Here is a 13848-nt window from a genome sequence, read left to right as displayed (position 1 = left end):
TTTTCCCCCCGCCCTATTCAAAAAATAAAAAAGAAATATTATCACAATTCGTAAACACGACAAATGTAGCTCCAATTGTTTCATAGAGCCTCGCTGGATATCGTTTATTCCTTGTAACAACAGTAATAGGTGCTTGAAAAGAAAAGTGAATGTGTTCTGTGAAGAAACTAATGATTGGAAGCTCATCGCCTAGTAAAATCACCTTCTTAATACACTCACAAATACTAGTAAAATCTTGCGCCTTACTACAGCTATAAGTCCAATCAAACCCACAATTCCTAACTTCAGCAGCTATCTCTTCATTGGCTGTAAAAATAATCAACTCATGTTGAAATGCTACTAAATCTCTTAAACTATTTACCTTGCTTTCTTCCCCAACACAAATAAGTGTTAATTCCATGTACCTCATCCTCCTTAGCATAAAAGAACTCAAACATAGATTGATATTCTCCTATACTAATCAGATCGATGAAGTGATGTATTCATCATGGCACCGTCCTCTCTCAAGACGCTTACGAAGTTAGCTGTCGGATTCGGACTTTGAGAGTAGCCCTACTTTCAAAATTGAAAGATTCACCCCTAGTGACACTGCACAAATTGGTTCCTCCGCTCCATATAATTGGACTCAGCGTATTACAAAAAATATATTCTGGCTGATATATTACTCCTGTATTTGGAAAAAGTAAATAAAAAAAAAGCCAGTTACAAAACTGACTTTCCACTTACTTATACACGCGTTTTATTCACTTTATATGCAAAATGATTCGTCGGCCCATGACCACTTCCAATATTCAACGGCTCTTCAATTGCTATACTAATAAATCGTTTAGCTTCTTGAACTGCCTGTTCAATCGAGTATCCTTTCGCAAGCCCTGCTGTAACCGCTGAAGCAAATGTACACCCGCTTCCATGCGTTTGCTTTGAAGGAATTCTTTCACTTTTAAATTCGATAAACTGCTCACCATTAAAGAGTAAATCAACTACTTCATTACCTTGATACTCTGCATGTCCGCCCTTCATAAGCACATATTTTGCACCCAATTCATGCAGTACTTTCGCAGCTTCTTTACTATCTTCAATATTATGAATCTCCATTCCAGTTAATACTTCTGCTTCAGGCACGTTCGGTGTTACAACCGTTGCTACTGGTAATAAATATTCTTTTAATGCTTGTACTGCTTCTTGTTGTAATAATGATGCACCGCCCTTAGCAATCATAACAGGATCTAGTACAATATTATTCCAGCCAAATTTATTAATATGTTCTGCTACAATTTGAATAATTTCACTGCTAAATAACATTCCTAGTTTCACAGCATCTGGTGTTAAATCCGTACCAATTGAATTCAACTGTTCCGTAATACCTTCTAACGAAACTGGATATACCCCTTGAACGCCAAGCGTGTTTTGAGCAGTAATTGCCGTAATAGCCGTCATCCCATACACACCAAGCTCTTGGAATGTTTTTAAATCTGCTTGAATGCCGGCACCGCCGCCACTATCAGATCCTGCAATTGTTAAAGCTTTATTTACTTTCATCCCACTCATCCTTTTCTATCCAAAATAGCGATGATAAATTGTTTTTGCTTCGCTTATATCTTTCGTTCCATGTACAAGTACACGACCATCTTTAAAAGCAACTAATCTCTTTTCTTCCACAGAAAATGATAATAAATATGGATTTACATTTAAATCATGCACACGATCATTCAGCAGCTCTTTGTATCGTTCAAAATCCATTTCCTCTTTATGAGGTGGTCTAATTTGAACTGTATTTCTCCCGCATAAAACTGCTGTTTTCGATGTGTTTTCTTTATTTAAATACGGGTATATCGCATTCTCTCCGCACGAAAGACAATTATGCTTACGAAGCTTTTGCACATTCATACATGAATATTCATTCTTCCACACATCAAACGACACAAGTCCATCTCGAAGTGATTCATAATCTTCTACTAACAATTTAAGAGCTTCCGTTACTTGATGAGAAACGACGAGAGATACAGCAGGTGATATAATGCCCGCTGTATCACATGTCGCCCCGCCAAGCGGAATCGATTGTAATAAACAAGATAAACATGGCGTTTTACTAGGAAGAATTGTGTAAGAAAGGCCGTAACTCCCTACACATGCTCCGTAAATCCATGGAATAGAATGTTTTTGCGCTATATCATTCACAATAAAACGTGTTTCGAAATTATCAGTTGCATCAATCATTACATCTACGTTTGTAACAAGCTCTTCTAATTCCTCAGCTGTTACATCTTGAACGAGAGCCTCTACTCTTACTTCACGATTGATCTCTGCTAGACGTTTTTTTGCCGCTACAGCCTTCGGAAGATTATTTTCTACATCACTCTCTGCGTACAATTGTTGCCTTTGTAAATTACTCCAATCGACATAATCTCGGTCAACAATCGTTACTGTGCCAACACCTGCTCTTACAAACATCTCTGCATTTGCACTACCTAATGCACCTGCACCGATAATGAGTACATGTTTTTCTCTTATCTTTCGTTGCCCCTCTTCTCCAATTGGAGAAAATAATTCTTGGCGAGAATATCGATTATTCAACTACGCTCATTCCTTCTAAAGGACTACTTGCTGTTGCACAACGTTTACGTGCAATACGACCTGCTTCAAATCCTAATCGTCCTGCTTCAATACTTAACTTCATTGCTTGTGCCATTTTTATTGGATCTTTTGCTCCCGATACAGCAGTATTTAATAACACACCATCCGCTCCTAATTCCATCGCAAATGCCGCATCGGCTGGGCTACCAATACCAGCGTCAACGATAACTGGTACTGTCGCTTGTTCAATAATGAAGCTTAAATTTAATGGATTTACAATACCAAGTCCTGAACCGATTGGTGATGCTCCTGGCATAATTGCATGCACACCTAGTTCTTGTAATTTACGTGCTAATACAACATCATCAGATGTATACGGAAGAACGATAAATCCTTCTTCTAGTAACATTTCAGATGCCTTTAACGTTTCTACTGGATCAGGTAATAACGTTCTATCATCACCAATAACTTCCACTTTAATCATATCGCAAAGCCCCGAAGCTTTTGCTAGTTTTGCAATACGAACAGCTTCTTCAGCATTTTTTGCTCCAGCTGTATTCGGTAATAACTTATATTTTTTCACATCAAGTTTCTCTAATAAATTAGGCTGCTTTGCATCAAATATATCCATACGACGTACTGCGAACGTTAAAACCTCAGCCTCAGATACATCGATTGCCTTTTGCTGTACATCAAAATCAGGGAATTTTCCTGTTCCTAATAAAAGTCTAGAATGAAATGAAAATGGTCCAATGTTTAACATAATCAACCGCCTCCTACGAAAGTTACAATCTCAATTTGGTCTCCATCAAAAACAGATGTATCTGCATGATCATCTTTTTGTAAAATATCTTTATTACGCTCTACTACTACAATTCTGTTATCTAATTCTAAATGTGTAAGTAGCTCAGCTACTGTTTTTACACTCTCTGGCACTTTCATTTGATTACCATTAATTTTTAAATTCAAACTTCCATCCCCTTTCTAAACCGGTTTAGAAAGCAATGAATCTAGCAAATGATTCTCCTGCTTTCCTTCTATTAAATCAGCTATATACTGACCAGAAACCGGGCTTAATAAAATGCCATTTCGATAATGTCCAGTACAAGCATATAAACCTTTTATTTCTTCATGCTCTCCCATATAAGGAGCTTCGTGATTTGATTGTGGCCTTAATCCTGCCCATGTGCTTTCCCACTCTGCTTCTTTTAAAGCTGGCAATATTGTATAAGCACGCTCTAATATAGAAGTAATACTTTCTGGTTGCACTGTTTTATTAAACGTATGAGGCTTCATCGTTGCTCCAATTACGTAACGTCCACCACGCTTTGGGGCAATGTAAAATCTTTCTTGGAAAATAGGCGCCTTTAAAAGTGGTTTTCTACTTCTTACCGCTACTACTTCTCCTTTAACTGGATATGTACCCCATTCGCGGTGAAAATAACCTAGTAACTTCGTGCTCCATGAACCACCCGCAATCACAACCTTCTCGCACGCGATAATACCTTCGCTTGTAACAATCCCAGTCACTTTATTATTTTCAATACGAATATCGAACACTTCTGTCTGTTCATATATATCAGCACCCGAGAATGATGCGGAATGTGCGAATGCTTTCGTAAGCTCCGGTGCAATAACATGACCGTCTTTTGGATAATATACAGCACCTATAATTGACTCCGATAGAAACGGCTCTTTCTCTCGTAAAAGGTCTCCCGTTAGAAAATAAGAATCTTCACCTGTTTTCTGCTGCCAATCCATAATGTGAAGAATTCTTTCCTTCTCATCTTCATTTTGGGCAATGCGATAAATACCTTTCTCTTCATACCCAATATCGATGCCTGTTTTTTCACGTAAAACTGCTGCAAGTTGTGGAAATATAGCACGGCTTTTTCTAGCAAGTTCAAATAACGGGTCATATGCATCCCATTCTGCCTGAACCCCGAGTAAACCAGCAGCTGCTTTCGAAGCTTCAGATGCGATTCTTTGCTTCTCTATAATCGCTACTTTATGCCCTCTTTCTGCTAGAAAGTGTGCAACTGAACTACCAATTACACCACCGCCAATTATTGCTACATCATACTTCTTACACATGTTTTTCCGCCCACTTTCTTATTGATTCCTTATAAGATTTCGCTTTGCTATACGGGTTACTACTACTTATAATCCCAGACATAACAGCAATACCACTGACACCGTTAACAAGAACATCCCTAGTGTTTTCCGTGGTGATTCCTCCAATTGCTGTAATCGGTATGGATAAACACTTTGCAATGTCTGAAAGCTCTTCAAGCCCTCTCGCTGGTACACCTTTTTTACAATCTGTCGGAAATACATGACCATAGACGAGTGAATCCGCTCCATTCTTAAATGCATCGATCGCCTCTTCTAAAGAATGTACAGAATAGCCGACATGCAAATAAGAAAACTTTTCTTTCACTGACCTTACATTTGCGCTTCGATATCCGAGCTGCACGCGTGGAATGTTTAATAAAATAGCGATATCAATTCGATCATTTATCACTATTTTTGATGCCGGAAAGCCTTTCTTCAAAAGACTTTCCACACCTTCATACAAATCCTTCGTACTTTTCTCACGCTCACGAATATGCAAATAGTCAACCTCACTTTCAATTTGCATCGCTACATTCACTAACTCTTCGAATGACATGTGACCATTTGAGATTACATGAAGCTCATTTTTCATATTCATTCGCCTACTTTAAAATATTTTCGAATAACTCATCGGCCGGAACGATTTTTTTCGTCATTCCTTTATCTTTCAGCCATTTATTTTGTTTCTCCCATGACTCTTTTGAATCCGATAAGAATGGCTCATCTTTCGTTTCCATCTTCTCTAATAAAATTTTCATGCTCTCTTTTTCAACTTCTGGTACAAGCGGGAAGTTTTCTTTTTCTTGATGGTTTAATAAAATATTTAATGCTTCATCTGGATTTTTCTTCATGAAATCATAGCCTTTTTTCGTACCACGTAAGAAGGCTTGTAACGCTTCTTTATCTTTTTTCAACGTTTTATCACCTGTTACAAATACAAGCTCATGGTAATTCGGTACACCGTAATCTGCTGGGTTAAAGTACGCTGGCTCATGACCTTCATGACGCATAACAGGTACTTCATGGTTAATGTATGCCCCTGTTACCGCATCCACTTTTTTCGTAATTAATGCCGGTACTAAATCAAAGCCAACATCGACTACTTTCACTGTATCTGGATTACCACCAGCTTCTTTTACCATCGTTTTTAAATACATCTCACTTAAAGGTGTTCCAGAATAGCCAACTGTTTTCCCCTCTAAATCTTTTGGCGATTGAATGCCTGCTGATTTCAGCGATACAACATGATTTAATGGTGAACGTACGACAGCTCCAATTGATTTCACTGGAATTTGTTCATTTGCTTTTGCCATGACAACATCTGGCTGATAATATAAGCCAACCGTTACTTTTCCTGCAGCTGCTAAAGTTAATGGATCAGTCGGATTGGAAGGGAATTTAATATTCACCTTTACTCCTTCTTCTTTAAAGTAGCCTTTTTCAATCGCCGCATAAATAAAGCTATGTACCGCATTTGGGTACCAATCAAGCATGACCGTTATTTCTTTTTCCTTTTTCCCCTTATCTGACGCTGAATTACTAGAACATCCAGCAATCATTGCAACTAATAATGTAAACACAAAGATGCGTTTTAAAAATTTCATGAATACTTCCTCCAACTAATAAATTTCTTTTCTAAAATCGAAATAAGTATGACGAAGAAAATAGCTAATAATGATAACAATACAATGGGTGCAAATACACCTGCGCCGTCTAACTGCGTCATCATTCTTTTACTGAAATACCCTAGCCCAGCTTGTGCACCGAGCCATTCACCAATTGCTGCCCCAATTACACTAAGCGGAACTGCAATTTTTAAAGCTGAGAAAAAATAAGGAAGAGCAGACGGCAATTTTAATTTAAGAAAAACATCTTTTTTCGTTGCCCCATACGTAACTAATAGCTCCTCCCATTCTTTTTTCGTACTGCGTAGTCCATCATACGTATTGACCGCAATTGGGAAAAACGTAATTAAAACCGTAACAACGACCTTACTCCAGATCGTATATCCAAACCATAAAACGAAGAGCGGAGCAAGCGCTGTAATCGGAATCGTTTGTGAGGCAACTAATAGTGGATAAAATGCCCTCTCCATCCAATTACTCGCATTCATTAACATCGCTAGTCCTACCCCAAGTACGATAGAAATAGCCACCCCTATTAAAACGACGGATAGGGTTGCCGGCAAATGAACCGTAAATAATATATCTTTTAGTTCCCAGATCTTCATCACAATTGCAGACGGTGACGGTAAAATGTACATTTCGTCTACGATTCTTGCGCCTACTTCCCAAAAGGCAAGTAAAATACTAGTAAGTGTAAGGGCAGGTAATAGCTCCTTCAACCGGTTCATCATACGAGTACCTGCCTTTGTAACATACTAAGAAGCTCATCTTTAAGCGCTAACACTTCAGGCTTATATAAATCTTTTCTTGTTCGATTACGATCAAGTGGTACAACCCTCTCGGTTAAAGTAGTTATCGGTTGCTGCTCTACTACTAAAATTCGATTAGAAAGAAACAACGCTTCTTCCACATCATGAGTGATAAATAAAATTGTTTTTTCCCACTCTTTCCATTGTTCAAACAGCCATTCTTGCAAAGATGCCTTCGTTAAAGCGTCCAACGCGCTAAACGGTTCATCTAACAACAATATCTCCCCGCCTGTTAATAAAGTTCGAATGAAAGATACGCGTTGCCTCATACCACCAGATAAATCTTTCGGATATTTTGTCTCATACCCTTGTAAACCAAATTTATGTAACAGTTCCTTTGCCTTTATTTGCGCTTCTTTCTTCTGTACACCTTGGCACTCTAGCGGCAGGGCAGCATTCTCAATAATCGTTCTCCATGGCAGGAGCATATCTTTTTGGGGCATATAGCCTACAGGATGGCTCTTTGTTTCTGTCAGCTCTATCTGTCCAGTACTCACCTCTTCTAAACCTGTAATAAGGCGAAATAAAGTACTTTTCCCGCATCCACTCGGTCCGATAATACTTACAAACTCTTTATCTTGTATAGAAGCATTTAATTCATTGATGATTGTTTTCTCATCATAATGAAAAGAAACATTATGAAACTGTAGTATGTTCTTGCTCCTCAAATCCCCACATCTCCTTACGATAGGACATATCCCAGAATAAATATTCAAATCGACTGGAATATAGGAATATCTCCTCTAATCGATCTAACTCTTTGTCAGACTTTCCAACTGCCATTTCATTTAATAAATCTATTAACCAAATACAAAGGCTACCGTATTCTTCTGAACTATATCCTTGAATCCACTCACCAAAGAACTCATGATCTCTTGCTCCAGGAATATCGTTTAAACGCTTTCCAATTTCCCAGTAACTCCACATACATGGAAGAAGTGCTGCTATTAATTCCGCAAGTGTGCCATTTTGAGATACAGACATCATGTAATTTGTATAGGCTAAATTTTTAGCAGATGGTTTTGCAGATTCTATCTCCTCTATAGAAATACCAAGTCTTTTTGCATATTGTTTATGGATCGTCATTTCTCCATTTAATATGCCATCAATTTGTTCAGCAAATTTCCCCATTACTTGTGGATTCGTTGCTTTTACAACACCAATCGCATATAGCTTTGCATAATCTAACAAATATAAATAATCTTGAATAATATAATACTGAAACTTATCTTTTTCTAACGTGCCATCTCCCATACCTACTACAAACGGGTGATTATGACTCATCTCCCAAACTGGTTGTACAGTTTCTAATAATCTATCGCAAAATTTCATTTCTCTATCCCCTTTCAATTTATATATCTAAATAAAAAACCACTTCTAAATAAGAAGTGGTTACAGCAAATAAAATTATAATTTATTCGTTGTTCCACTTCCCTTCGCTAGTATTACCTAGATCAGGTCTGTAAGGGTTAAGGATTATTCCTCTCTCAGCACAACAAGCACCCCTAGTGGTTTCAATATGAAATTTTCAAACAAAAAAGCCCCGTTTCTATACGCAAAGAAACGGGGACTCATTATTAGTGTCCGAATTGCTTCCCTACGCTAGCATAATCTAGATCAGGTAATGAAAAGGATCAAAGGCTTACGGCCTACTCTCAGCTGGCAACACCAGCTCTCCTAGCAAACTATGAAATTAACACTGTCAGTATAACATCGTAATAAGACATCATCAACTGTTTTAATTTTCCCAATTGTCAACAAAATAATAAAACTATATAATACTTATATTCTATCTTAGAAATTATTATCCTAATTAATTGGATAAAAAGGAATCATTATCCTCAAAAAATTTATTTTTATATTGATTTCATATTACATTTATGTGAATACACCCACTATATTATATCTTTATACTATAATAAAATTACAACTATACAACTAGAGGAGGTCTCTATTATATGAATATGAAAGCTACTGCTTTAACAGCAACTACTGTCGCAATTGCCTCTTTACTTCCTTCTATGGGAGAAACAAATGTACAAACAGCCAACGCTGAACAATTATCTAATGTGAAAACTGGATATGTCAAAGTCGATCAAGTAGCCTTACATACAAAAGATAACGCAAATAGCTCATCAATTGATACAATTCGCTTTAATACGAAGGTAAACATACTTGAAACAACTAATGGCTGGTATAAAGTATCTGTTAATAATAAAGTAGGTTACGTACAAAAAGATGCTATTCTACTAAAAAACAAACTTCAATCTAATAATCAATACATCGTTAATGCCAATGCATTAAACGTTCGTTCTGAACCTAATTTAGAATCTTCAATTTTAGATGTATTACCAAATGGGAAATTCGTTACCATTCAAGAAGAACAAGGCGAGTGGTATAAAATTTTACATAATGGCAAAACAGGTTACGTACAAAAAGCATTCGTATCCAATGGTTCACAGCCTTTAGTAAAAGGCATCACAGTTCAAACTAATACGAAATACACAGTTGCAACACCTAAACTTAATGTACGTGGCAACGCTAGTACAAGTGGTGCACTACTTGGTTCATTACAAAATGGTACACAAATACAAGTAGTGGAAACTGTAGGAACTTGGTATAAAATTCGTTTTGGCACAGGATACGGATACGTGGCAAAACATTATGTGGTGCAAAATCAAATGCAATCACAAACTCAAACGGCTCAACCTACTTCCATTCCAGCAGTTTTCAAATTCCCTACTCAAGGAAGAATTAGCTCAACCTTTGATATACGTTGGGAACAAATGCATTATGGTATAGATATTGCGGCTCAAGGTAATGTCTCAATCCAGGCGGCAGCTGCAGGTAAAGTTGTGAAATCATATTATTCAGCTAGCTATGGCAATGTTGTGTTCATCGCCCATCAAATAAACGGGAAATTATATACAACAGTCTATGCACACATGAAAGATCGCACTGTACAAGCTGGTGATCAAGTACAAGCTGGACAATTAGTAGGTCATATGGGAAACACAGGTCATTCATACGGGCAACATCTTCATTTTGAATTACACAATGGAGAATGGAATTTTGAAAAAACAAATGCAGTAAACCCACTGCCATATTTAGTTAGGTAAATTGTATGCAACGCAATATCAATATACCTCTCTTAATTGAATACTTCGCCTTTTTAGGTTTAATCTGTTGTTTAATCATTTACAATACAAACACTGTATTTTTATCTATTATCATTGCTTTTGTTACTTTAGAAATTATGATGGAATCCTTTCAAGTACAACTAAAACAAAAAATTGCTCATATATATAATGCCATCTTTCTATTAAGTGCCCTAATAACAAATATTATTAGTAATGGTTTTTATTTATCTACCGTATTTCCTGTATTCTTTATGGCTGTTTTATTATTCATAGCTAGATACATTCATGTCCCTAATACCAAAAAACACGAACAAGAAGCTTAGAAAGAGGAGACACTGTGTACCGATCTTTCAAAGATAATCCGATAAAATATATATTGAATTTATACACAAAAATAAATACTTTTTTTGGTATACAAGGAAGTAATACGGCACAATTTCTCCTTTATGGAATGTTATTTCTCGTCTTAATTGCGTTCTCCTTGCTTTACTAATAAAAAAAGGATCTCACATAAACTTGAGATCCTTTTTAATTTATATAGAAAATGCTCTTTATCCGCAAGCATATTTTTCATAAATAAAGCTAAGATTATATTTTTTCTCTAAGCTCATTCTTTGTTCATCATCACACCAATAGAACAGAATATCATGAATTGTTGCATAACGCTTATTTTTAAGAAATAGTTTAAAGAATGATGGTAAACAATCATGTAATTGTATAAATATATAATTGCGTAATATTTCTTCTTTATATTCAATGCCCTTACAAATATACAATAATTCTTCACAATAATACGCATGTTGTGGAACTTGAATCATTTCGAAAAATGGCACATATGATAATAGTTTTCCGATGAAATGATCATATCGATCCATTATTCCTATCGTCATGTGCTCCATCATATCTTTCATTACATATAAATAATCATCTACATGAGTAGTCTTGAGTGGGTCTAATCGATCTGAAATTTGAGAAAGTACAGCTCTTTGACAAGCTAACACCGCTTGACTAGGTCCATAGTATGATAGGAAGTCTGTACACTTACGATATTTTCGTAATAAGTCATGTGTATATAAGTCATATACAAAAGTATTACAATACATTGCTAGACTCATCATATCACTATTTAATTGCTCTTTTGATAGAGATTTAGCTCTCTTACACATATAAAAGAATGTAAATTCTAATACTTCTTTATGGGATAATAAATGTTTACAGTCCGTTATACATTTCTCATTAAATTTAATTCTATCCCAAATTGCTACATCCTCATCAGTTAATTCACCAATACGATATTTAATAATTAAATAGTTTAAAGCAACCGCTTGTGTCAAAAGATCCCACGTTTCATATTCCAATGAAGTGTGAACAAACTCAGCTAGACCTTGAGTTACCATAAAAGTATTTGCTTCTTCATACCAGCCAATCTCTTGGCATAAACGAAGAATACGTAATAAAGTTGGAATTTCATCTTTATGAAACTGTGGTAAATTTTTTGCTTTATCCATTCCATATACGATAAATGCCGCTAAATTTTCTTCTTTATAAAATTCTTTTTCTTTCCACACTAATATAGTTCTTTCTTTCCCTTCACCTTTCGGATGACAAGGTACAAGTAAAGAAAATAATTCAGCGAAATTATTTGGTTCTATATATGTATCTGTAACCAAATTCCAATTTGGATCGCGCTGTATAGCCCTCATATAATTCCCCTTCCCTTTTGTCTACATAGGAAATATTAATCCATTATTACATCATTAACAATAAATATTGTTATATTCGAAATCTATCATAATACTTATATCTATCAGTATATCATTTTTTCTCTTATTTAAAATTAGGAATGACAAATTTAAATAAACTGTTGAAATTACTAACTGTATACTTATTATATAATGGCTCAGATACATCATGCTAACATATTAGCTTAACCCTATATACTAGAATAATGTATCTGATTTTTATACGTAACTTATTCCACTAATTAAAGTCTCACTTCATTCCGTATGCTCTGATATTTCACTTAAAGCAAATCCCGCTTGATCATCTGCCGATTCTTTTATAGCTAAATCTCCTAGTGCTAACATCCCAACGAGTTGACCACTCTCAACTACTGGCAATCGTCTAATTTGATACTGTGCCATTAGCTCTGTAGCCTTTTCAATAGGTTCATCTGGAGAAACTGAAACAATGTTTGTTGTCATTACATTTGTAATTTTATTAGATCCAGGATGTTTCTCAGCAATCCCTCGAACAACTAAATCTCGATCCGTAACAAGACCAACAACTTGCTCATTTTCAACAACCGGAATCAATCCAATCGATTCTTCTTTCATCTTTACAGCAGCCTCATATACATTGTCTAGCGGTGTACAATGTACAACATCAGTACTCATAAAGTCTCTCACTCGTGTCATTTTTGTCTCCTCCTTTTTATACATACCATAGCTTTTCCTAAATCCCTTTATTTATTTCAGGAAAATCAGTTGATAAAGGAGGATTCCACAAAATAAAAAAGAGTCAGCAATATGCTGACTCTTTTTTTTATGACCCGTACGGGATTCGAACCCGTGTTACCGCCGTGAAAGGGCGGTGTCTTAACCACTTGACCAACGGGCCATGGCTCCGCAGGTAGGACTCGAACCTACGACCGATCGGTTAACAGCCGATAGCTCTACCACTGAGCTACTGCGGAATAATATATGGTGGGCCTAAATGGACTCGAACCATCGACCTCACGCTTATCAGGCGTGCGCTCTAACCAGCTGAGCTATAGGCCCATACACTTTTTACAGGGGCAGTAGGAATCGAACCCACACTGGAGGTTTTGGAGACCTCAGTTCTACCTTTAAACTATGCCCCTAAAGGATGCCGACTAGAGGACTTGAACCCCCAACCTACTGATTACAAGTCAGTTGCTCTACCAATTGAGCTAAGTCGGCATAAAAAAATGGTGGCTCGGGACGGAATCGAACCGCCGACACGAGGATTTTCAGTCCTCTGCTCTACCGACTGAGCTACCGAGCCAACATAAATGGCGGTCCCGACCGGGGTCGAACCGGCGATCTCCTGCGTGACAGGCAGGCATGTTAACCACTACACCACGGGACCATTTGGTTGCGGGGACAGGATTTGAACCTGCGACCTTCGGGTTATGAGCCCGACGAGCTACCGTGCTGCTCCACCCCGCGACAATATAATGTTTTTTTAAAAATGGAGGAGGTAGAGGGATTCGAACCCCCGCGCGACTCTCGCCGCCTGTCGGTTTTCAAGACCGATCCCTTCAGCCGAACTTGGGTATACCTCCATGAAGGAAAAAATAAAAATTTTATTATTATATGTATCTAAACCATTTAAAAAGAAAATGGAGGAGGTAGAGGGATTCGAACCCCCGCGCGATTCTCACCGCCTGTCGGTTTTCAAGACCGATCCCTTCAGCCGAACTTGGGTATACCTCCGAGACATATAATAAATAAAGTGGAGCCTAGCGGGATCGAACCGCTGACCTCCTGCGTGCAAGGCAGGCGCTCTCCCAGCTGAGCTAAGGCCCCATGTTTTTGGGAATATCGGGAAGACAGGATTTGA

The 13848-nt window shown here is 37.2% G+C and carries 15 protein-coding genes, 11 tRNA genes and 3 riboswitches; of the genes, 2 read left to right on the top strand and 24 right to left on the bottom strand.

Features of this window, described 5'->3' with window-relative positions; genetic code table 11:
• Nucleotides 1–13: 13 nt before the first annotated feature.
• The 11 genes from DT250_RS15745 to tenA all read right to left on the bottom strand — a co-directional run bounded on the left by DT250_RS15745 (nt 14) and on the right by tenA (nt 8455).
• A complete protein-coding gene (locus DT250_RS15745) occupies nt 14–400 on the bottom strand; it encodes a hypothetical protein (protein WP_048545796.1) in 387 nt (128 codons plus the stop codon).
• A 93-nt stretch (nt 401–493) separates the two neighbouring features.
• Nucleotides 494–641, bottom strand: a riboswitch (cyclic di-AMP (ydaO/yuaA leader).
• A gap of 85 nt (nt 642–726) precedes the next feature.
• Nucleotides 727–1548, bottom strand: coding sequence for a bifunctional hydroxymethylpyrimidine kinase/phosphomethylpyrimidine kinase (thiD, locus tag DT250_RS15740; RefSeq protein WP_098857305.1), 822 nt, complete (start codon nt 1546–1548; stop codon nt 727–729).
• 6 nt (nt 1549–1554) lie between these two features.
• Entirely contained in the window at nt 1555–2574 is a 1020-nt protein-coding gene (gene thiF, locus DT250_RS15735) for a thiazole biosynthesis adenylyltransferase ThiF (RefSeq protein ID WP_001065458.1), read from the bottom strand.
• Nucleotides 2567–3337 carry a thiazole synthase gene (gene thiG / locus DT250_RS15730; protein ID WP_000931990.1) on the bottom strand — a complete coding sequence of 257 codons (771 nt, stop codon included), beginning with the start codon at nt 3335–3337 and terminating at the stop codon, nt 2567–2569. The genes thiF and thiG overlap by 8 nt, the downstream gene beginning before the upstream one ends.
• A 2-nt stretch (nt 3338–3339) precedes the next feature.
• On the bottom strand, nt 3340–3543 hold the full coding sequence (thiS, locus tag DT250_RS15725) for a sulfur carrier protein ThiS (RefSeq protein ID WP_001049513.1): 204 nt from the start codon (nt 3541–3543) through the stop codon (nt 3340–3342).
• 15 nt (nt 3544–3558) lie between these two features.
• Nucleotides 3559–4668 carry a glycine oxidase ThiO gene (gene thiO, locus DT250_RS15720; protein WP_149213325.1) on the bottom strand — a complete coding sequence of 370 codons (1110 nt, stop codon included), beginning with the start codon at nt 4666–4668 and terminating at the stop codon, nt 3559–3561.
• Nucleotides 4661–5281 (bottom strand): thiazole tautomerase TenI, encoded by a 621-nt coding sequence (gene tenI / locus DT250_RS15715; RefSeq protein WP_149213324.1) that lies wholly within the window; start codon nt 5279–5281, stop codon nt 4661–4663. The genes thiO and tenI overlap by 8 nt, the downstream gene beginning before the upstream one ends.
• Before the next feature lie 10 nt (nt 5282–5291).
• On the bottom strand, nt 5292–6293 hold the full coding sequence (locus tag DT250_RS15710; protein WP_149213323.1) for an ABC transporter substrate-binding protein: 1002 nt from the start codon (nt 6291–6293) through the stop codon (nt 5292–5294).
• Nucleotides 6290–7042: an ABC transporter permease gene (locus DT250_RS15705; RefSeq protein ID WP_149213334.1), complete on the bottom strand. Its 753-nt coding sequence runs from the start codon at nt 7040–7042 to the stop codon at nt 6290–6292. Before DT250_RS15705 ends, DT250_RS15710 begins: the two co-directional genes overlap by 4 nt.
• Nucleotides 7042–7791, bottom strand: coding sequence for an ABC transporter ATP-binding protein (locus DT250_RS15700; protein ID WP_088061965.1), 750 nt, complete (start codon nt 7789–7791; stop codon nt 7042–7044). Before DT250_RS15700 ends, DT250_RS15705 begins: the two co-directional genes overlap by 1 nt.
• Nucleotides 7760–8455 (bottom strand): thiaminase II, encoded by a 696-nt coding sequence (gene tenA / locus DT250_RS15695; protein ID WP_000666832.1) that lies wholly within the window; start codon nt 8453–8455, stop codon nt 7760–7762. The genes DT250_RS15700 and tenA overlap by 32 nt, the downstream gene beginning before the upstream one ends.
• An 82-nt stretch (nt 8456–8537) precedes the next feature.
• Nucleotides 8538–8640, bottom strand: a riboswitch (TPP riboswitch).
• 60 nt (nt 8641–8700) lie between these two features.
• Nucleotides 8701–8812: riboswitch (TPP riboswitch) on the bottom strand.
• Nucleotides 8813–9081: 269 nt separating this feature from the next.
• Between tenA and DT250_RS15690 the strand changes: the two genes are divergently transcribed.
• Nucleotides 9082–10242 carry an SH3 domain-containing protein gene (locus tag DT250_RS15690; protein ID WP_149213322.1) on the top strand — a complete coding sequence of 387 codons (1161 nt, stop codon included), beginning with the start codon at nt 9082–9084 and terminating at the stop codon, nt 10240–10242.
• 5 nt (nt 10243–10247) lie between these two features.
• A complete protein-coding gene (locus DT250_RS15685; protein WP_088061961.1) occupies nt 10248–10586 on the top strand; it encodes a hypothetical protein in 339 nt (112 codons plus the stop codon).
• 228 nt (nt 10587–10814) lie between these two features.
• Here the strand turns inward: DT250_RS15685 and DT250_RS15680 are convergent, their stop codons facing one another.
• The 13 genes from DT250_RS15680 to DT250_RS15620 all read right to left on the bottom strand — a co-directional run bounded on the left by DT250_RS15680 (nt 10815) and on the right by DT250_RS15620 (nt 13814).
• A complete protein-coding gene (locus tag DT250_RS15680; protein WP_149213321.1) occupies nt 10815–11966 on the bottom strand; it encodes a DUF3965 domain-containing protein in 1152 nt (383 codons plus the stop codon).
• 294 nt (nt 11967–12260) lie between these two features.
• Entirely contained in the window at nt 12261–12680 is a 420-nt protein-coding gene (locus tag DT250_RS15675) for a CBS domain-containing protein (protein ID WP_087985846.1), read from the bottom strand.
• A gap of 130 nt (nt 12681–12810) precedes the next feature.
• Nucleotides 12811–12882 (bottom strand) — tRNA-Glu (locus tag DT250_RS15670).
• A gap of 1 nt (nt 12883) precedes the next feature.
• Nucleotides 12884–12958: transfer RNA gene (locus tag DT250_RS15665), tRNA-Asn, on the bottom strand.
• An 8-nt stretch (nt 12959–12966) separates the two neighbouring features.
• Nucleotides 12967–13043 (bottom strand) — tRNA-Ile (locus DT250_RS15660).
• 12 nt (nt 13044–13055) lie between these two features.
• Nucleotides 13056–13126: transfer RNA gene (locus tag DT250_RS15655), tRNA-Trp, on the bottom strand.
• Between the two features lie 6 nt (nt 13127–13132).
• Nucleotides 13133–13205 (bottom strand) — tRNA-Thr (locus tag DT250_RS15650).
• A 9-nt stretch (nt 13206–13214) separates the two neighbouring features.
• Nucleotides 13215–13290, bottom strand: a tRNA-Phe gene (locus tag DT250_RS15645).
• Between the two features lie 8 nt (nt 13291–13298).
• Nucleotides 13299–13374 (bottom strand) — tRNA-Asp (locus tag DT250_RS15640).
• Between the two features lie 3 nt (nt 13375–13377).
• Nucleotides 13378–13454 (bottom strand) — tRNA-Met (locus tag DT250_RS15635).
• A 23-nt stretch (nt 13455–13477) separates the two neighbouring features.
• A tRNA-Ser gene (locus tag DT250_RS15630) sits at nt 13478–13570 on the bottom strand.
• A gap of 58 nt (nt 13571–13628) precedes the next feature.
• A tRNA-Ser gene (locus tag DT250_RS15625) sits at nt 13629–13721 on the bottom strand.
• Nucleotides 13722–13741: 20 nt separating this feature from the next.
• Nucleotides 13742–13814 (bottom strand) — tRNA-Ala (locus tag DT250_RS15620).
• Between the last annotated feature and the right edge of the window lie 34 nt (nt 13815–13848).

This window comes from Bacillus sp. AR2-1 (assembly GCF_008368755.1).
GTDB lineage: Bacteria > Bacillota > Bacilli > Bacillales > Bacillaceae_G > Bacillus_A > Bacillus_A wiedmannii.
Note: the sequence above shows the minus strand (reverse complement) of the source record. Positions and strands in the feature narration are given on the sequence as shown.